Source organism: Cylindrospermopsis curvispora GIHE-G1 (genome assembly GCF_014489415.1).
Taxonomy (GTDB): domain Bacteria; phylum Cyanobacteriota; class Cyanobacteriia; order Cyanobacteriales; family Nostocaceae; genus Raphidiopsis; species Raphidiopsis curvispora_A.
On sequence record NZ_CP060822.1, the window covers coordinates 3310962 to 3330809 of the forward strand.

Sequence of the window (19848 nt, forward strand, 5' to 3'; positions counted from 1 at the left end):
AAAATTTGAACACCGTGCGATCTCCCGCAGGGAGTACTTAGCAATCACCTGTTCTAATCTTGATAAAGACATTTGAGCCCCCTTTGTAGGTTGAGTTTAATACGAAACCCACAGGATATAGCCAACCTAGGAAAATCTATTGCTACGTCTAGAAATTCGTAATTTTGGTTAAGCTTATTCAAAGCAAGCCACATTTTCAGCTAGGGATACCCGGTCTAGGTTTCTAGTTAACCAGGACCAGTTGAAGCGGAAAAGCGAAGCATATTGATGGTGATACAGAGGAATCTATGATAGCATCTACATCCATAGGTTCAACTCTAACTAAAAGAATCACTGTGGTAAATAATATCAAAATTCCCCAACTTCCCCTATTATCAGCAACCGGACTTTGTAAGAGTTTTGGAGGGATCCAAGCTGTAAAAAATGCCAATATCGAAGTCAATCAGGGTAGTATTACCGGACTCATTGGCCCTAATGGTGCTGGTAAAACAACACTCTTTAATTTACTGTCCAACTTCATCCATCCAGATCAAGGGAGAGTAATTTTTAACGGGGAACCAATTCATAACTTACAACCCTTTCAAATCGCTCAACAAGGTTTAACTCGCACCTTTCAAGTCGCTAAAACCCTCTCCCGTTTATCAGTCCTAGAAAATATGTTGTTAGCAGCACAAAAACAAACAGGTGAGAATTTTTGGCAGGTGCAATTCCAACATCATATGGTCCTCAAACAAGAAAAACAAATCACTCAAAGAGCAATGTCTTTATTGACATCCGTCGGTTTAGCACACAAGGCCCATGATTATGCGGGTAGTTTATCCGGTGGACAGCGAAAATTATTAGAAATGGGAAGAGCATTAATGACAAACCCTAAACTAATACTATTAGATGAACCTGCAGCTGGAGTAAATCCTAAACTAATAGATGATATATGCGATCGCATTATTAAGTGGAATAGGGAAGAAGAATTAACTTTTTTAATTATTGAACATAATATGGATGTAATCATGTCCCTATGTGACCGTGTGTGGGTATTAGCAGAGGGTCGGAATTTGGCAGTTGGTACTCCTGCAGAAATTCAGACCAACCCCCAGGTTTTGGAAGCATACTTGGGCTAGAAGCTGAAAGAAAATTTCTACCCAGATATTAACAAATCTACTAGAATGTCCATATAGTAAAATGTAGTGTACATTATTGTTGAGTTCAATGAAGAAATCAATTTTGAACAAGAACTTGTGCAAGACATGATAGACTTGATTCAAGTGTTTTACAGTCGCCTTTATGGCGCTGGAAGTCACAAAAACAAAAAGTTGATTGAGGAGCAGTTAATGAGGTGAAATAATGCTACTCAGTTTTAAAACGGAATTAAAACCCAATAACAAACAGGTGACTCTATTCCGTCAACATTGCGGAGTAGCTAGACATGCTTACAACTTTGGTAACGCTGTGATTATGGAAGCCTGGAAGGCTAGACAAACAGATAAATCAATCAAAATCCCTACTGCGATAGATCTCCATAAGCGTTTAGTGGCAGAAGTAAAACCTAATAATCCTTGGTACTATGAATCCTCTAAAGCAACTCCTCAACAGGCCTTAGCTGAGGTTCGTACAGCTTGGGAGCGATATTTCAAAAAAGTCTCTATGGAACCTCACTTTAAGAAAAAAGGCAAGTCTCACGACTCTTTTTACTTAGAGCAAGGAACTAAAGCAAAACCAGGTATCCGTAATGATGGCAAGAGGGTCAAACTGCCTAAAATAGGCTGGGTGCGATTACATGAAGCGTTACCTGTTAGAGCGTTTCACAATTGTGTGATTAGTCGTCAAGCCGACCGCTGGTTTATTGCTTTTAAGTGCGAAATCGAAAAACCAGCAGTACCTTTAGATCATCCATTAGTGGGTGTTGATATTGGCATTAAAGAATTAGCAGTAACCAGCGATGGGAAGGTTTATTCTAATCCCAAGGCACACCGAAAAATGAACAAGAAACTGAAGCGTCAACAGCGATCTGTTAGTCGCAAAGTCAAAGGTTCTAAGAATCGAGCTAAGGCTATTTCTAAACTGGCTAAAACTCACGCTAAAGTGTCAAATATTCGCAAAGATGCCATTCATAAACTCACTTATGATCTCGCTAAAAACCACAGCGTTATCAAAATTGAAGAATTGAGTATCAAAGCATTTTTGAAGAATCACAAACTAGCTGGTGCAATTGCGGATTGTGGAATGTACGAATTCAAGCGCCAATTAGAGTATAAAACTGAGAAGTTTTCTAGTCAATTAGTGTTAGTTGACCGCATGTTTCCCAGTTCTCAAATTTGCTCAAACTGTGGTAAGCACCGCCACAAAATGCCGCTAAAAGAACGAGTTTACGTTTGTCCTGAATGTGGACACACCCAAGACAGAGATCGCGGCAAAAAATCTAGAGCGATGGTTTGAAGGAATTCAGATTCCGATTCGTTCGGATCAAACGGTAAGCTCTACCGAGATAGCTTGTGGAGTAGACAAACCTCTCAAGAATAATCTTGAGACTACGATGAAACAGGAAGTAGGTTCTAAGGTCCAGATCTGTAAAGGTCTGGGTAGCTTTGGGTAGATCCTATAGAGCGGTAATTAGGACTTGCGAAGAAAAAACTAAATCTGTATTCTTTGATTCCTAATCGGGTGGAATTGAAAGTTAAAATAACAAAAACCTGTCAAATTGTTATTTAACCCTGGAAAGTTGACAACACATATAACCGAAAACAAAACCCTGTTCCCAGCTTCGATTTTTCGACTGGACAACGGTTTGACATTTATTCATCAGGAGATAGCAGCTACCCCCGTGGTCGTAGCGGACGTGTGGGTGCGTGCAGGATCAACTTCAGAATCAGAGCCCTTGTTTGGCATGGCACACTTTTTAGAACACATGATTTTTAAGGGCACAGCTAGTTTGGGTCCGGGGGAGTTTGACTATAACATCGAGCGTATGGGTGGAGTCAGCAATGCAGCTACTAGCCACGACTATACCCATTACTATCTTGCCATAGCTAACCACTATTTAGCAGATACTCTTCCTCACTTGGGAGAACTGTTACTAAATGCAGCTATTTTTGAAGATGAATTTATGCGTGAAAGGGATGTGGTTTTGGAGGAAATTCGTAGTTGTGCGGATGATCCTGATGCTATAGGATTTGAAGCACTACTAAAAACTGTCTACGAAAACCACCCTTACGGAAGACCCATTTTGGGAACAAAAAAGGAATTAATGGAAAATTCACCGGAAGCGATGCGGTGTTTTCATCGTCGTCATTACCAACCGGAAAATATGACTGTGGTCATAGTGGGAGGGATAGAAAGGGATACCGCATGGGAAATTGTCAATAAAACATTTAAAAATTTTAAAAACCAGGATGATTTTCCCACATCTAATCAACTAGCACCACCCCAAATTAGGGATGTTAAAAGGCAAGAATTAATATTACCTAGAATAGAGCAAGCGCGTTTAATTATGGCTTGGAATTTACCCGGAATGGACGAACTGGCCATAGCAAATGCTTTAGAAATACTATCAGTCATTTTGGGACAGGGAAGAACTTCTCGTTTAGTCAATGATTTAAGGGAAGAGAAACAACTAGTACAGGGGATCTGCACTAATTTTTCAGTGCAAAAAGACTCTAGTTTGCTCACAATTACCGCTTACTTAGAACCTGAATATCTGGATAGAGTAGAGAATCTGATTTTGGAACATTTACATAGGTTGCAAATTCATGGTGTCACCGAGCAAGAACTTAAACGAACCCAAAGATCTCTTTGCAATGACTATGCGTTTAACACGGAAACGCCAAATCAATTAGCATCCCTTTATGGCTACTATAACACAGTTGCCAAGGCCCAATTGTCTGTTGCTTATCCGGAGCAGATTCAGTCCTTCAATACCAAAAAACTGCAAAAAGTGGCTCAAAATTATCTTTCGCTACAAGACTATGCAGTTACTATCATGAAACCGTATTAACGAGTAAGAATGCAAAACAGAAACAATATAGATGATTGTAAATTTTCCATCCATCGTACAACACTAGCAAATGGTATAGTGTTATTGATAGCTGAAAACCCCACAGCAGATATTATAGCAGCCAAAATTTTTGTTCGTGCTGGTAGCTGTTATGAAAATCCAGAAAAAGCAGGGTTGGCAAATTTATTATCAGCAGTGATGACCAAAGGTTGTGATGGTTTTTCCAGTCTAGAAATCGCTGAAAAAGTTGAATCCGTAGGTGCAAACTTAAGCATAGATGCAAGTACAGATTACTTTTTGCTCTCTTTAAAAACAGTGAGTGCTGATTTTGCAGAAATTTTAGCTCTGTCGGGTTTATTGTTGAAATCGCCCACATTTCCCGAAAAACAAATAGAACTGGAAAAGCGATTAGCAATACAGGATGTTCGTTCTCAAAAAGAACAACCTTTTAACCTAGCTTTTCAAGAGATCCGCGAAGCAATGTACCAAAATCATCCCTATGCTAGGTCAGTTCTAGGTACAGAAGCAAGCATCCATAGCATTAACTATAAAGACTTGGTTGAATTCCATCAAAACCATTTTCGTCCAGACAATATAGTTATCAGTATTGCTGGGAGGGTGACAGCCAAAACTGCCATAGAAATGGTCACAGAGGTTTTTGGCGATTGGCCACTACCAAACACAGCAAGACATGTACTTGATTTACCCAAAATTTCTATTGCTCCCAAATCTTGTGTTCAACCCTTAAATACGCAGCAGTCAATAATTATGCTGGGTTATATGGGGAGTTCTATAAATTCTCCCGCATACCCCGTCCTCAAATTGTTATCCACATACCTGGGAAATGGACTTTCTAGCCGTCTGTTTGTAGAATTGCGAGAAAAAAGAGGTTTAGCCTACGAAATCTCAGCTATTTATTCTACTAGACCATATCCAGCATCATTTATAGTGTATATGGGTACTGCACCAGAGAATACTAGCAGAGCAATTAAAGAGTTGGGTCAGGAAGTAGAAAGACTTTCTCAGACTGAACTTTCCCCAGAAGAATTACAAACCGCGAAAAATAAAATTTTAGGACACTACGCCCTGGGGAAACAAACCAATGGACAAATTGCCCACATATATGGGTGGTATGAAATTTTGGGATTAGGCATTGAATTCGACCATGAGTTTCCTCAGCTAATTAATCAGGTCAGTCCTGAATTAGCTATGACCGTAGCCAATAGTTATTTAAAAACACCCTACCTATCTTTGGTTGGCCCTGGGGAAGCGATTACATTAATTGACTAACTACCGCATGAGATAAAATGGTGATGTCAAATTCTTGAGCTAAATCCTTTAGTAAGTTTTACTGGATCAGTTTCTAACCCAATCAATTGTATGCGACATAACTTGAGCAACTCGACTAATTGGATCGCCCACATCAGCAAGGTTCACCACTGGCCATTACTGATTTTAACCCCTTTGGTTGCGATGGGTAGCAACATGTTGTCTATGGCATACAGGCCAATTCCCCAGGTTACTCGTCACCAAGGTATGGAAATTGCCCAGGTAACTGGAGTTGGTAGTATCAACCGTCCCATGCTAAAAATTGGTAGTCAGGGTGAATCAGTATCAGAATTGCAAGCAACACTGGCACTTTTGGGTTTCTATTCAGGACCTGTGGATGGGGTTTATCGAGACTCCACAGCCAAAGCAGTTTCTCAGTTCAAGCAAGTAGTTGGTCTTGCTCCTGATGGTATTGTGGATACCATAACCTGGCAGAAACTTTTCCCCAGTGTGTCAAATATTGGCACCACTACCCCCCGTAATAACCCTGAGAATAGACAACCTACCACAAGAAATGGTGGAGAAGGTAACAGTAACAACAATATAACAGGGAAAACTACTCAGCCTCGACAAGTTGTTACTAAGCCACCCACCCGACCAATCATGGTTTTTAAACCCACTCCTGTTAGTCAGCGAAATCCTAAAATTCAGTATACCCCAGCTGGGTGGCCCATTTTGCGTTTGGGCAATACTGGTGCGGAAGTGACAAAATTACAAAGACTGCTCCGAGCTTTAGGATTTTTCCCTTCCCCTATAGATGGTAAGTTTAGTGTCGCTCTTGAGAGAGCAGTTAAAGCAGCTCAACTCCGTTATGGTTTGACTGCAGATGGTGTAGCAGGTCAACAGACTTGGGAGGTTTTTATCCAACGATTACCTAGACTACCTTGATTTTTGGTGTAGAATTTGGGAAGTTGCGATCGCTCATCATCCTATAACTAGCATGAAACACCTTTTACTAACTTGGATCGGCACAGCATTAGCACTGTTAGTTACATCTAAATTTGTTCCTGGCTTTACGATTACTAGTCCGGTAGCTGCGCTAATCGCGGCGGTCATTATCGCACTTGTCAATGCTATTGTTCGTCCAATTTTGAATATTCTGGCATTCCCAGTTACTTTTCTCACTTTTGGATTATTCAGTTTTGTTATTAATGCTTTATGTCTTTTGTTAGCTAGTAAGATAGCTGCTACTTCTGGTTTTCGGATTGATGGTTTTGTGCCTGCTCTTGTAGGGTCTATTGTTTTGTCAATTGCTTCCACACTAATTAACTACTTTATGCGATTAATCGTTTAGTCTTGGGGAGCAGGAGAGAATTTCAAGCTCTTGTAGCAACAGCTATGGTAATAGCTCCTTGGTCTGGTAAACGGAAAATTTCTTTGGGAACTAACAACTTGGCTCTGGAATTGTTTTGAGCAGCACAAAGAAGAGCTGCTGCTTCTGCTATGCTTGGTGTTCCCATAATTTTGGTAATTATTTCACTGGGATTGGGAACACTGATACTTGATAGGGTGGTTGAGCTAAAGGTTTGTAATCTGAAATTGTTTTTTAAGCAAAATTCGACTAGTCCCAGCTCTGACGCTTTACTTTCAATAGTGGCTATCCGGTCTATAGTCCGAGGATCTATCCTGTACTTTTGGCACACTTTGTTGAGTCCCAGCTCAATCAACAGACAGGAAACCCCCTTTTGACAACCAATACCTACCCAGACCTGCTGCAATATAAAACCTTAATTATTTTTACATAATCGCCCAAATACCTTATGAAATAAGGAAATATCAAACTTGGTGAGGATAAAATTCAGCACAATGTCTGTTTTGTGACATCAAAACTGATAAAACCAATACGGTCACTCCAGCACAAGACTTGTATAGTAAATATATATAGCACAGTAGGGAACATCAGGGCGAAAACACTACAAAGGTAAATTAAGTCTTCAGGTTTACCAGTAAATGGGTTTGGAACTCTTTCCTTGCTGGGGGTGCTGTGGTTAGCAAGAGTGAAGCGGTGTAACTATGACTTGTTTTAAAAACTAGAATCTCCGCTCCTCCAGTTTAGAGAGTGTTTACTATTTTTCTACCCTTGTGGGCTTTTTCGTCTTGATGTTTCATCTTCCTATATTCCCACCGTAACCAGTTCTCAACACTTGCGGTGGGATTTTATTATTTAGGGGTTTGGTCAAAAAGTTTTTCTGTGGACTGAATATTGCTCCTATGTTCTGTTGGGGGATGCACATTTCGTTCCATAAATTTGTCCTATAGAATAGTCTTTTTGTCAAGTGTTTGGAGGCGATATATGAGATAGTAATATGAGATATGAGTAATTGATAAGCTGAGGTAATACCATTTTTATAACTTCTTTGTTATTTTGTATTTAGCGGGACAGTTATTCGACATAAGGTGAGTTTGAATGGCAATTAGTTAGGGGGTTTTACTGCTAAGCTGTTATCCGGGATATTGTGGCTAAATTAAAATTTTAACCATCTTATCTAGAATGACCAGAGCAGCATTACATAACAATATTCCCTAAGGATTTCCATGGTAATAAACCAAATAAATCTTGTTAGTTCCAGGAGAAGAGGATATAAAACTATGACCACGACAGATACCCAATCTATAATTTTTGCCACCTTGGTTGACCATAGACTAAATGGTAAAAAATCAAGACATAAATTGGATTTACTTAAGCCCATACGTCAATGGCTAGATGACATAGAAATTAAAAATTCTCAAGTTGCACGTTTGATAGCTAAATTGATTCCTGCCCAATGTCCTTTTGAGCGAGACATTACATTGTTTAATCGCAAAATCGGTCACATTCCACCTCTGTGTAAACTCAATCCGCTGTATGATCAATTTGTGGGGTTGCGGTTTCGCGCTTTGTGTTACTTGGCTGATGAATGTGGGGAAGATATTGGGTTTTACTGCTAAACTAAATATGAGGAAGGGAAATAGGTAAATCAATTAATGCTGTTACATCTAAGCACATGGCTAGAAGTTGAAAAATATCTAGAAAGTTCCTCGGGGATTATTATTCCTATTGGTTCTACAGAGCAACATGGACCAACGGGTTTAATTGGCACTGACGCAGTATGCGCCGAGTTCATATCCCATGGTGTGGGGGAAGCAACACAAGCTATGGTGGGACCTACCATTAATATTGGTATGGCATTACATCATACTGCTTTTCCCGGTACTATCAGTTTACGACCTAGCACACTAATTTTAGTAGTCAAGGATTATCTAACTAGTTTAGCAAAAGCAGGTTTTAGCAAGTTTTATTTTATTAATGGACATGGCGGCAATATTGCCACTTTAAAAGCAGCTTTTTCCGAAACCTATGCTTATTTGGAAGATATGCAAACAAAAAACTTCCAGAAAGTGCAGTGTCAACTGGGTAATTGGTTTATGTGTAGTTCCGTATGCAAGTTGGCAAAAGAGTTGTATGGAGATAAAGAGGGTTCCCATGCTACTCCCAGTGAGGTAGCACTAACCCAATATATTTATCCCCAAGCAATTAAACAGTCTTTTCTTGCACCGGATGTTGCAGGTGGTCACAGAATTTACGGACCTAGGGATTTTCGTTTACGTTATCCCGATGGCCGTATGGGTTCCCATCCCCACTTAGCTACTCCTGAACATGGCAAGCAGTTTTATCATTTGGCCGTGGAGGAGTTAAGTGCATCATATTCCAAGTTCCTTGACCAAGATTAATTCACCTCATTAAGTCTTGATTAGGCCTGGGCATTGCCCTCTGCTCGTGCAGCTTGTTTGACAGCAGCAGCAACAGCACTAGCAACCCGGTTATCAAACACAGAGGGAATAATATATTCTCGGTTTAAATCTGAGGTATTCACTAAAGAGGCGATCGCCTTAGCAGCTTCTAAGCACATGTTACTAGTAATAACTCTAGAACGACAGTCTAAAGCCCCGCGAAATACTCCAGGAAAGGCGAGAACATTATTAATTTGATTGGGATAATCACTGCGTCCTGTGGCCATGACCGCAACGTTTTTAGGCGCTAATTCCGGTTGAATTTCCGGTATAGGATTAGCCATAGCGAAAACGATAGCATCTTTGGTCATAGACTTGACCATTTCCGGTGTTAAAACGCCAGGTTTACTCAAACCAATAAACACGTCTGCACCCTGGGTAGCGCCAACTAGGGTTCCTTGAGCTTTAACTGCGAATTCCAGTTTTTCTGGGTTTAAGTCCGTACGATTAGTAGATATGATTCCCTGAGAGTCACACATCCAGATTTGTTCTGCACCAGCTTTGCGCAGTAAGCGGGCCACGGCTATTCCTGCAGCGCCAGCACCATTAATCACGATTCGAATTTGATTAATAGACTTATTAACTAATTTTAGAGCATTTAGTAAAGCAGCTAAAGTTACAATAGCAGTACCGTTTTGGTCATCATGAAAAATAGGAATGTCTAATTCCGATTGCAGTCTCCGTTCAATTTCAAAACATCGAGGTGCGGCGATATCCTCCAAATTAACACCGCCAAATACGGGAGCAATATTTTTAACCGCTCTAATAATTTCCTCAGTATCTTGGGTGTCTAAACAAATAGGAAAAGCATCTATACTAGCAAACTCCTTGAATAACATTGCTTTACCCTCCATTACTGGTAAAGCAGCTTGAGGACCGAGATTACCCAACCCTAGGACTGCACTACCATCGGTGACAATAGCAACAGTATTTTGTTTAATAGTCAAACGGTAAACTTCCTCAGGTTTTTGAGCGATCGCCTGACAAATTCTCCCCACCCCTGGAGTGTAGGCCATAGCCAAGTCAGAAACAGTTTTGAGGGGGATTCTACTAGCAATACTGATTTTTCCACCTTCATGTAAATTAAAAGTTCGGTCATAGACATTAATTATCTGGATATCTGCCAGTTCTTTGATCGAATTGACAATCGTTTCACCATGTTCACCACTTGCTGCATCTACAGTAATATCACGTATGGAGTCATGTCTAGTTTGTTCAATTAAATCTATTTGTCCAATATTACCGCCAGTCAGGGCGATCGCCTGGGTAACAGATGCTAACATTCCCACCCGGTTGGGAATTTTGAGACGTAGGGTTACACTGAAACTGGAATTAGGGGTCAGGTTTGTCATGGTATTGCCAGAGGTTTCCAAGTTGAGACTTTAGATTTGATTTTGACATATATTTAGCTGTGTATTCTGGGATTTGGGTGCAAGGTCTGTAGAATTTCGCTTTCTATTGTCCCCAACTCGTCTAGTCTTTTTATCACCTCCTCTCTGTTAAAATATGTATCTGCTAGTATCCAATAAGTACCAAAGTGCCTGGCTTCTGAATCCATTAAGTCCCGATAGAATTTAGCCAGTTCTGGTTCTGGACAGTTAGCTGCTAATAAACCCAATCTCTCATGACTGCGAGCTTCTATTAAACCTGTTACTAGTAAATTGTCTAAAAAATGCTCTGGCTCTTTTCTTCTCACTTCCGCTTTTAATCTTGCTCCGTATGGTGGTGGTGACAGGGGAGCTAGAGGAATATTCTTCCGTTCTAACCATTGGTTAACTAGTTCAAAATGTTCTATTTCTTCTTTTGCTATCCGCGTTAGTTCCTTTACTAGCTTAGCTAGGGAAGGATAACGAAACATAAAATTCAAGGCTACTCCTGCTGCTTTACGTTCACAGTGGGAATGATCAAGTAGAATCACGTCTAAATTAGAGATGGACTGTTCTACCCAAGCACTAGTAGTAGGTTGTTTGAGTGCATTAATAACTGGCAATGGTGAACTTAACACTGTTGTTAATTAGTATTATAGTGTGTATGTGATTAGAACAGGGATAACGGTTTTAGTAGCCTCTAATTTTGTCGATTTACCAGAGTTGCACTGGCCTGATCTACTGGCATTAATATCACCTGGTTAATATTAACATGAGCAGGTCTAGTGGCACAGAAAAATATTACATCTGCTACATCTTGAGCAGTTAGTGGTTTTATTCCTTCATAAACTTTCTTGGCTCTTTCCCGATCTCCATGAAATCGCACCTGACTAAATTCCGTTTCCACCATCCCAGGATCAATTGAGGTTACCTTTATAGGAGTTCCTAATAAATCCAATTTTAGACCCTCAGAAATAGCTTTTACTGCTGCTTTACTTCCACAATAAACATTCCCTCCAGGATAGGTTTGATGACCAGCGATAGAACCAATATTTATAATATGACCACTACCCCGGTCTACCATACCCGGTAAGACATAACGGGTTAAGTATAGTAACCCCTTGATATTAGTATCAATCATTTCTTCCCAATCTTCAATATCACCTAAATGTAACTTATCCAATCCCCTACTTAACCCAGCATTATTAATCAAAATATCAACTTCTGACCATGGTGAAGGTAAGCTACCAATTGCCAGTTTCACCGCTGCTCTGTCTCTCACATCTAATTGCAGCAAATGGGTTTCTGTTTTATATAATTCATATAGCTGCTGTGCTTGACATTCTAGATTTTCCAGTCTTCTTGCAGCTAAAATTAGTCTGTAATTTTCTCGCCCAAACACTGTAGCACAAGCAGCACCTATACCACTACTTGCACCTGTAATTAATATGGTTTTGTCCCTAATTTTGGTCATATTTAGTCATATTGTAGAATTTAAATTACAGTTTCAAACCTTAAATGTATCATAGTCAAATCCACCAGTCAACCCCCAACTTACTTTCTAGGAAGTAGGTATCAGCTTCCTCAAACCCCGTTAACCAGTCTCGTAACTGTGAAATAAATTTCACGGCATTTATTGTGGGAAATGCTCAGATTTTGGGCAGTCGAGCGATCGCATGTAATGGATACAAACTCCCTTGCGATCGCTTTTTTGAGGTAATTTAATTTTATTCATCATCTCAATTTTCGGTATGTTATAAAACACAACAGTGATAATCTTCATACTGATATAAAAAATGACATATTTTGTACTATTGATAATCTAGTAATTCTGAAAGTAATATGAGTTTAGATAGTTAATGTCAAAGTATGCAAATCTAGATTAGCAGTATCAAAAAGAACATTCAGCAGGGCAATTCTTCAGAATTTTATTAATGTTTTTAATAAAGATAAATAGATATAAATGTTAATTAAACCCCATAAACCCCAAATTCAAACTCCAGAAAAATTACCGTTTTTAAAAAAATTATGTTGGCAAAGAGAAGATATAAAAAATCTTACTCCTTTAGAAATGCTAAGAATATATGAGCGAGGGTGGCATTACCGGGGAGTTTTAGGCAACTTGAGCCATACAGAAGCCTTATTTGTGGAACAGTTAGCTCAATATTATCATTCATGGTTAGGAACGAAAATGTTTGAGAGGGAATTTCATCAAAAAATTTTAAATGTTCTTCACCAATTAAACACTAATTTTTTATTAGAGTGTGGTGCATATTTTGGCGGTGGAACTCTAGTTAGTTTAAATCATGGCCAATATAGATTAAGCAAGGACATAGATTTTCTCTGTTCCACTGGTACTGGCTACCGATTACTGCGACAAAAAATAGCTGAAAATCAATATAATGCACTTTTTAAAAATCAAAATAATCTCAACTTACCCGGGGAAATTACAGCTGACCAGTACGGAATAAGATTTGCCATTATTGTTGATGAAACCCTGATTAAATTTGAAATAATTATGGAAGGACGTATGGAATTAGGAGAAGCAGACTATCCTAGTTGGTCACCCGTACCATGCTTAAATCAAATTGACAGTTTTGCAGAAAAACTTTTAGCCAATTCTGACAGGTGGAATGACTCCTCAGTAGAGTCGAGAGATTTAATTGATTTGGCTATTCAAAGGCTCAGTTCTCCCATTCCTCAAGCAGCTATTGAGAAAGCTCAATCAGCTTATCCTGTAATTGAACCTTTAAAAAAAGCGATATCTTTTTTCCAAAATCACCCCAATTATCGAGACAAATGTTTTACGGCTTTGGGAATTTCTGAACCCAGTAAAATTATTGATGGTATTGATTTAATGGCGGCTGATTTCAATTTAAAAAACACACCTAGAACGTTTAGGGAGTCTCAAGAAGACTGGGAATGACAATTAACCCTTTTGTTCGAATTCAGACATGACCGCAGTATTCCAGACCATCCCAGCCAAAGCAAATAATGATTTATGTTGTTTTAATGTGTGTATACTATCTAGATAGGGAGAAACGAACTCTTACAAAATTTCCGACATTTTGGGATGTCCCTTGGGTTTTATCAGCTATTTCATATAAATAATTCCTGTTGTTGAAAATTAGATTCTGCCATACGACTATTAGCTAGATTAACATAATCAGGATTGATTTCAATTCCTAAATAATGACGATTTAAATTTTTAGCTGCTAAACAAGTTGTACCACTACCACAAAAAGGATCAAGGACAAAATCTCCTTCTTTGCTTAATAACTTAATAAGTTCCTGAATAATATATAGAGGATAAACTGCTGGATGATGATTATTTTTAGTTACTTCTACCGAACTTTCTATAATATCCTTTTTCATGGCATTTCCTAAAATTCTAATAATCGTAAATCCATTATTTTTGATTTGGTTATTTCTACCTCCATCTTGACCACCATAAGCCAACTTATGCACGCCATTTATTTTCATCCTAAATCCTTCAATGTCGCCATTATGCACTGCTGAAATTGCCTCATTTAATGCTTTAATGGCATTTGCTTTTTGTTCTGCACTCAAGTCAGAATTTTTAATTAATTCCAGGTATTTTTTACCTAATTTATCTGATGGTTTAGTTTTGGCTGTTTTATTGAATGTATGTAAATGTTGTAAATAATTGTCTAGATTAAAATAGTAATCTTTAGATTTAGCAAATATGAAAAAAGGTTCTGTAGCTTGTAGTAACTTTTTTTTATCCTGACGTGGTGTAGGGTTAAGTTTTGACCAAGTAATCTGATTAATCAAAAAAATATTATTATTTTCAGTAGCTTGAATAGCAAATTTATAAGGTATGAGGGATAAACTTCCATTAATATATTTATCTCCCAAATTAAAAACTATTGCTCCTGTGCTTTTCAAAACTCTTACACATTCTTGAAAAACAGTTAGTATATTGTTTAAATATTCTGCTTCTGTGGGTTCATTACCGATTTCTAAATCACCATTTCCATAATTACGCTGCTGAAAATATGGAGGTGAGGTAATAATTAAATCAAAAGTATCATTTTCTATTTGTTTAAGAACAGATAAGTTATCACCAAAGATAATTTTATTTTTAAAGGGTGATATTTCTTGTAATGGCATATTTATGAGCAAACGACGTTCATTGAATTTGTAATTTGTACAGTATACAATATTCGGGTCTTTTGGATCACATAATACCAAAAATTATTTTTATTTTAATAATCTATTAGTTCAACCGTTAGAAGTGCTGAAAGCTTCTAACATTGCTTACCGTCACTTCTGAAGTCTCCATATTGAACTCAACAATATAGACTACATTTTATTATGTGGATATTACGAGAGATTTGTTAATATCTGGGTAGAAATTTCCTTTCAGCTTTTAGCCCTCAATAACACGCACATAAATAGCCCGTACATTTTGCCTATCTAAAGTCATTGACAGATTACCAACTTGAATCACAAGTCGCAATACCTGTTCCTTCTTATGAAGGTCAAGACATCCTCCTTCATAGTGGTCAAAGAGACTATACTCACTCTGTCGCAATACCTGTTCCTTCTTATGAAGGTCAAGACTGTCTGACTTGGGTCTCTTTGTTAACCCAGACACACACGTCGCAATACCTGTTCCTTCTTATGAAGGTCAAGACTTGAGATATAGTGTGTTCTAGAATTTTCCCCACATTTTCGTCGCAATACCTGTTCCTTCTTATGAAGGTCAAGACTGCTATCACAGCCGCTTTCGAAGCTTGGTTGGAAGCGTCGCAATACCTGTTCCTTCTTATGAAGGTCAAGACCCCTCCATTTTAACCCCTTACCCTGACTGGTGTCTAGACCCACTTTGCGAAGGTCAGCAAAATTTCTCTGTTTTTCACCCCCACTACCCTCAAAATAATGGCTGAAACCTTTACGCCACAAGGCTGCGAGGTTCCCAACGAAATAATAGGCATTCCAGCGTTTTTTTCTGACCTTCGCACTTTCTTCGCTAATTACTGATTTTTCTGTCTTTATTTTTATCATTATTCTTTCTTATTACTTAAATATTTATATCAATTTTTTCTCTAAATATCCCAATAATATAACACATTTATGGGTAAATAATTCCCTAAAAATTATGTATATTTTATTTTTATCGTAAATCCGATACCGTAGATTAGCGTTTGTAAAGCGTTTATAATGTATTTCATCACTTGCATAAAAACTTGTACTTCAGATTAAATTTTATAAAGCATAATACCAAATCTCATAACTCCACCTAATTATTAATTAGAATCATCCCCACGAAAAGCGATCGCATTTATATGGATAGAAAATTTCGTGCGATCGCTCTGTTGAAGTAATTTAATTTTATTCATCATTCCAATTTTAGGTATGTCGTAAAATACAACAACGAAGCGCATAACTCCACCCAATGAATTAGAATCATCAGCTGGAACTACCAAAATCTAAATTGTTACAAAAATCGGATAAGAGAGTCAGTTTCCCTCACGGGAAAATCTGAACTTGTTGATGGTGGATTGGGAGTGCTTCGCAATCGCGAGATCGCTATTTTTAAAAACGGAAATTTATCTCCAGATCGCCCAATTGGTTTGGAACCTTTTACCCATAAATTAGGTGTTGGGTTTTCTCAACCTAACCTAGGAAAAGCGGTATCACAAAGCAGTTTAAAATTGCCAACGAATTTGACCATTAATGTAATTATCGCTGACATTTTGTTTACCCAGTAGGGTTTCATAACCTAAACCAACAGATAAATTATTCACAATGAGTAAATGGCTCCTGCAGAAGTTAATTTATTAATAGCAGTGGTCAAATTGGTTACAGAAATAATAGGATTTGGTGGAGCATTTAAGTAATCATTTCCACCAGCCCAAATCACATATAATCTGTTACTATCAAGACGGGGAGTTTTTGCCAAAACTTGATCAATTTCTGTTTGTAATCCAGGTAAAGGAAAGGGTAAGAATCCAGGGGGAAATTTCAAATTTTCTGCATTTTCTGTACCGGTTTGTGCACCCCCAAAAGCAAAATTACTAATATTATTGGTAAAACGAGGATCATCATTAAAATATTCTACCCAGACCTGACCATTAGAAAACCTTCCTTGAGAAGGATATAAATTATTAGGAGGGAAGAATCCATTAGTGGCTTTAAAAGCATTACCATTGTCTGACAAACTATCGCCAAAGACCGTTAAACCTTTGATTTCTTCAGCGGAAACTTGTCCAGTAATCAAAGTAGAAATAGATAAAATACTCAGAACTAAAATTTGTTTTTTCATGGTGTGTTAATTTGAAGACTATCAAAACAACAATTTTTTAGGTATATGTTACTTTTGCAGTAATTTCAAATTGAAATTGTAGCTTATAGTACAGTTTAAAATAGAAAATGGGTATACGTCCAGCACTTCACCTCTAAACAAGCGATCGCACTTATATAAGGAGTCGGTTATTAAACTCAACCTGCGTTATAAAATTGCTGCAATGCACTGAAAAAACAAAGTGGATTAACATGACTTATGAAGCTCACTCAAGACCATGACTGGGAACCTACCCTGCTACAAGAAGTCCACAGTCGCAATACCTATTCCTTCTAGCAAAATTTCTCTGTTTTTCACCTCCACTACCCTCAAAATAATGGCTGAAACCTTTACGCCACAAGGCTGCAGCGATCGCTATTCCTTGTAGGGAGGCACAATTATTTGTAGGATGGGTCGAGTAACCAGACCCGGTGTTGGGTTTCATGCTTCAACCCAACCTACGTTCATCTTATATTTAATTCTACTGACCCACTTAAATTAGTGTAAACCACTATCAAGTTTATCTAAAACAAAATGATTTCCACTCTCAAAGTGACCAAAGATTCTTTTGGCATCCTGGTCTGACCAAGCGTCTATTTCATGGGTGGAGGGAGGACGGGGATTTCCTTTGAGTGCTTTTAAGTCAAGGGATGATACATTATATTTACCTCCTGATTCTAAATTCTTTGCTAACTGGTCTATTCTCTCGTTAATTAATATTAATCTATCCGCTGATATTCCCCTCAGACTATCCTCAAACTTAGGTCCATAACTTACCTTTTCGCTGGGTGAAGGATGCAATTTCTCCCCATAAATCTCTTTCTTTGTCCTTCCCCACACCAAATCTCCCCAGGGAGATAAATAAACTTCACCTCCTACCCTCATTAATAGGGTTTCTGGTACTCCAATAACGTCAGTAGTTTTCATTTCATTTGCTAGTCTACGAAAAACTTTAAGATGGTCACGTACGCTGTCTTCTACTACCATTTTCACTGGTAATCTTGGTATGCGCAACAGGTCTTTGGCTGTTTCAAAGATATAAATTGTCTCATCTGCATAAAATGTGGCTAGGGTTTGTAAAAATCCCTGCACACTCTTGAATCCCCCAGTTAAGTTAAATATAATCTTATATTGAGATTTTCTATAACCAGGTATGGTTTTTTCAAAAAACTTTACTATATCTGATAAGGCAATTTGAAAGGAATCAATATCTTTTGTTTGCAGATCCGTCTGTCGGTTTTTATCAACTATAAAACCTTTTTCTCTTAACCATTGTTCTACTAAGGTTGCTGTCTGTTCCCCTAACCAGGTGTCAGTACAAAGCAAATAGTGAGTGTCTGCTTTCTTCTCTAACTTACCATTATAAAGTTTAATAATGCCATTTAGCTCCGCTGACATCTTACCTGCTAACTCAAGATCAGCAAATGCTAGTTTTTCTTCTACTCTCTTGGCAAGCGATCGCAGTTTCAGGCTATCTTCTAGAGGTATGTCTTCAATGTGTTTTGCGTTAGCATGTTTACTGACTAAACCTCTTTCTTCTTGAGCTGCTTGATTGGTCAATAAACTTGTGCCACAGGGTGAGAAAACAAATAAAGGATTTTCCATGATCAAGGTTTCTGGTTACAAGGGATAATTTTATAGTTTGAGGGATAGGGGAGGTAAGTAGGGAGGTACAATTTGTAGGATGGGTTAGCTGTAGGGTAACCCATGGGGGTGTTGGGTTTCATACTTCAACCCAACCTACGTTTATCTTATATTTAATTCGACTCACTCACTTAAACAAGTTTGTTAAGAAAGGGTATCAGCAATGGTCTTTAACTCAAGTATAATCTGAGCTGCTGTTGTTTCTAAACTTTCTGCTTTTTGAGGACTCTTGTTCATACCCACATGGGCAATATCATTGCGAATTTGGGTTAACTTACCCCATTCTAGGGAAAACAAATTAAAATCAGGTAGTTTTTCAAATTCATCATCCCAAGGGGAAATTAATGTTATTTCTTTGCCACGAAGTTTAATTTGTCCATTATTGAGCGCATTCTCTACCTGTTTTCGCTGGTCTTTATTTAGTGGATCCTGTTCACCCAATCGATATGCTAAAACGGAAACTAGCCATTCCCTTGCTAAAGTCATAGCTTGCACAACTTGATGTCTTTTTATATACCAATCTATTAGTTGAAATTGTAATCTCAGTCCTTGAGCTAAATTTCCACTATTAGTGGGATTTTCTAGGGCAAATTGTCCATATTCCTGGGTTAATTTTTGGGAAATCAGTCCAAAAGGTTTAGCTCTTTTATCAAAACTACTCTCTGCTTTTTTGATAATTTCCTCTAATTTTGTGGTTTCTTCTAAAATTTCTACAGGACGCACAAGAGCTATAGCCAGAGAAATTTGATTAATGATGTCAGCAGTCTTTTTAAATTCTCCAGCTAGAGGTCGTAGGGTTGGATCATCTCTTTTTTCATTGTTAGAAATGGCATTTTTTAACAGCTCTGCTAAGGGGGAACCATCACCCACTTTGACAAATCTATCTGCGGCGGCAAGCCAGTCTAATAAGCTGAGCATGGGCAGTAAATCATAGGTGGGGGTGTCTGCACCTTGGGCATTAGGGTCAAAGGCTCCATATAACACACCTTCAATTTGTACTTGTTTTACTGTACGTAGGTAGCTAATAGCTAATAAGGCAATAACTGGAATGGAACGGAAACTATGGGTAAGGTCAAAAATAACGCGATCGCCCTCGTTTAAACAATTAGTAATTTTATCAAAAATTAACCAACTATCATCCAAAGAATTACTCTCGGGAATATCAAAAACAGGCTCTAATTTAACGGATTTATTAGCTAGTTGTTCTTGTAATCCTTGCCAATTAGATATGGTTCCGTTTCTGGGAATTTTAGTGGCTACGGTGGGTGTTAATAATACATACAATGTATCAGGTTGATAAAATTCAACCAGGGCTTCTTGAAAAAATTTAGTCCTTACTGCTTGACTAGTGGTGGGATGGATATAATTGGTCTCAATGTAATTATTAAAACCAAGAAAGGAAATAATTTTCATGTGTTTGCAAGATTATTTACTAGTGT

19 protein-coding genes, 1 pseudogene and 1 CRISPR repeat array are annotated in these 19848 nt (G+C 38.1%); of the genes and pseudogenes, 10 read left to right on the forward strand and 10 right to left on the reverse strand.

The genetic code is table 11. From position 1 onward, the window contains the following. Positions 1-335 precede the first annotated feature (335 nt). The 7 genes and pseudogenes from IAR63_RS14770 (at position 336) to IAR63_RS14800 (ending at position 6611) form a co-directional block, all read left to right on the forward strand. Positions 336-1118: an ABC transporter ATP-binding protein gene (locus IAR63_RS14770; RefSeq protein ID WP_187707487.1), complete on the forward strand. Its 783-nt coding sequence runs from the start codon at positions 336-338 to the stop codon at positions 1116-1118. 66 nt (positions 1119-1184) lie between these two features. Next, positions 1185-1337, forward strand: a pseudogene (locus IAR63_RS14775) (IS607 family transposase); the annotation flags it as partial. A 4-nt stretch (positions 1338-1341) separates the two neighbouring features. Beyond that, a complete protein-coding gene (locus IAR63_RS14780) occupies positions 1342-2433 on the forward strand; it encodes an RNA-guided endonuclease InsQ/TnpB family protein (RefSeq protein ID WP_223007666.1) in 1092 nt (363 codons plus the stop codon). 313 nt (positions 2434-2746) lie between these two features. After that, on the forward strand, positions 2747-3988 hold the full coding sequence (locus tag IAR63_RS14785) for a M16 family metallopeptidase (protein ID WP_187707488.1): 1242 nt from the start codon (positions 2747-2749) through the stop codon (positions 3986-3988). 9 nt (positions 3989-3997) lie between these two features. Then, positions 3998-5278 (forward strand): M16 family metallopeptidase, encoded by a 1281-nt coding sequence (locus tag IAR63_RS14790; RefSeq protein WP_187705795.1) that lies wholly within the window; start codon positions 3998-4000, stop codon positions 5276-5278. A gap of 195 nt (positions 5279-5473) precedes the next feature. Continuing rightward, positions 5474-6205, forward strand: coding sequence for a peptidoglycan-binding domain-containing protein (locus IAR63_RS14795; protein WP_187705796.1), 732 nt, complete (start codon positions 5474-5476; stop codon positions 6203-6205). A gap of 52 nt (positions 6206-6257) precedes the next feature. Further along, complete coding sequence (locus IAR63_RS14800; RefSeq protein WP_096544981.1) at positions 6258-6611, forward strand: phage holin family protein; 354 nt, start codon at positions 6258-6260, stop codon at positions 6609-6611. Between the two features lie 22 nt (positions 6612-6633). Here the strand turns inward: IAR63_RS14800 and IAR63_RS14805 are convergent, their stop codons facing one another. Beyond that, positions 6634-7035 (reverse strand): cobalamin biosynthesis protein, encoded by a 402-nt coding sequence (locus tag IAR63_RS14805; RefSeq protein WP_187705797.1) that lies wholly within the window; start codon positions 7033-7035, stop codon positions 6634-6636. Between the two features lie 871 nt (positions 7036-7906). Here IAR63_RS14805 and IAR63_RS14810 point away from each other — a divergent pair. Then, positions 7907-8245 carry a Mo-dependent nitrogenase C-terminal domain-containing protein gene (locus tag IAR63_RS14810; protein ID WP_187705798.1) on the forward strand — a complete coding sequence of 113 codons (339 nt, stop codon included), beginning with the start codon at positions 7907-7909 and terminating at the stop codon, positions 8243-8245. Positions 8246-8281: 36 nt separating this feature from the next. Beyond that, positions 8282-9028, forward strand: coding sequence for a creatininase family protein (locus IAR63_RS14815; RefSeq protein ID WP_187705799.1), 747 nt, complete (start codon positions 8282-8284; stop codon positions 9026-9028). Between the two features lie 20 nt (positions 9029-9048). On the opposite strand, the gene IAR63_RS14820 is transcribed toward IAR63_RS14815, so the two are convergent. The 3 genes from IAR63_RS14820 to IAR63_RS14830 all read right to left on the reverse strand — a co-directional run bounded on the left by IAR63_RS14820 (position 9049) and on the right by IAR63_RS14830 (position 11929). Then, positions 9049-10440 carry a malic enzyme-like NAD(P)-binding protein gene (locus IAR63_RS14820; protein WP_187705800.1) on the reverse strand — a complete coding sequence of 464 codons (1392 nt, stop codon included), beginning with the start codon at positions 10438-10440 and terminating at the stop codon, positions 9049-9051. Positions 10441-10493: 53 nt separating this feature from the next. Further along, entirely contained in the window at positions 10494-11093 is a 600-nt protein-coding gene (locus IAR63_RS14825) for a MiaE family protein (RefSeq protein ID WP_187705801.1), read from the reverse strand. Positions 11094-11155: 62 nt separating this feature from the next. Then, a complete protein-coding gene (locus IAR63_RS14830) occupies positions 11156-11929 on the reverse strand; it encodes an SDR family oxidoreductase (RefSeq protein WP_187705802.1) in 774 nt (257 codons plus the stop codon). 489 nt (positions 11930-12418) lie between these two features. Between IAR63_RS14830 and IAR63_RS14835 the strand changes: the two genes are divergently transcribed. Beyond that, the gene (locus tag IAR63_RS14835) at positions 12419-13381 is read left to right on the forward strand and encodes a nucleotidyl transferase AbiEii/AbiGii toxin family protein (protein WP_187705803.1); all 963 of its coding nucleotides are present in this window, start codon (positions 12419-12421) and stop codon (positions 13379-13381) included. Between the two features lie 173 nt (positions 13382-13554). Here IAR63_RS14835 and IAR63_RS14840 read toward each other — a convergent pair whose 3' ends face one another. From IAR63_RS14840 to csx2, 6 genes are all read right to left on the reverse strand, one after another. Continuing rightward, positions 13555-14589 (reverse strand): DNA-methyltransferase, encoded by a 1035-nt coding sequence (locus tag IAR63_RS14840; protein ID WP_187705804.1) that lies wholly within the window; start codon positions 14587-14589, stop codon positions 13555-13557. 342 nt (positions 14590-14931) lie between these two features. After that, positions 14932-15263: a CRISPR direct-repeat array (repeat unit 36 nt; unit sequence GTCGCAATACCTGTTCCTTCTTATGAAGGTCAAGAC). A gap of 465 nt (positions 15264-15728) precedes the next feature. After that, a complete protein-coding gene (locus IAR63_RS14845) occupies positions 15729-15866 on the reverse strand; it encodes a hypothetical protein (RefSeq protein WP_187705805.1) in 138 nt (45 codons plus the stop codon). Positions 15867-16225: 359 nt separating this feature from the next. Beyond that, complete coding sequence (locus IAR63_RS14850) at positions 16226-16747, reverse strand: SGNH/GDSL hydrolase family protein (protein ID WP_187705806.1); 522 nt, start codon at positions 16745-16747, stop codon at positions 16226-16228. Between the two features lie 268 nt (positions 16748-17015). Continuing rightward, entirely contained in the window at positions 17016-17210 is a 195-nt protein-coding gene (locus IAR63_RS14855; protein ID WP_181407008.1) for a hypothetical protein, read from the reverse strand. Between the two features lie 53 nt (positions 17211-17263). After that, the gene (locus tag IAR63_RS14860) at positions 17264-18370 is read right to left on the reverse strand and encodes a putative CRISPR-associated protein (protein WP_187705807.1); all 1107 of its coding nucleotides are present in this window, start codon (positions 18368-18370) and stop codon (positions 17264-17266) included. Between the two features lie 183 nt (positions 18371-18553). Further along, complete coding sequence (gene csx2 / locus IAR63_RS14865; protein ID WP_187705808.1) at positions 18554-19822, reverse strand: TIGR02221 family CRISPR-associated protein; 1269 nt, start codon at positions 19820-19822, stop codon at positions 18554-18556. Positions 19823-19848: the final 26 nt, after the last annotated feature.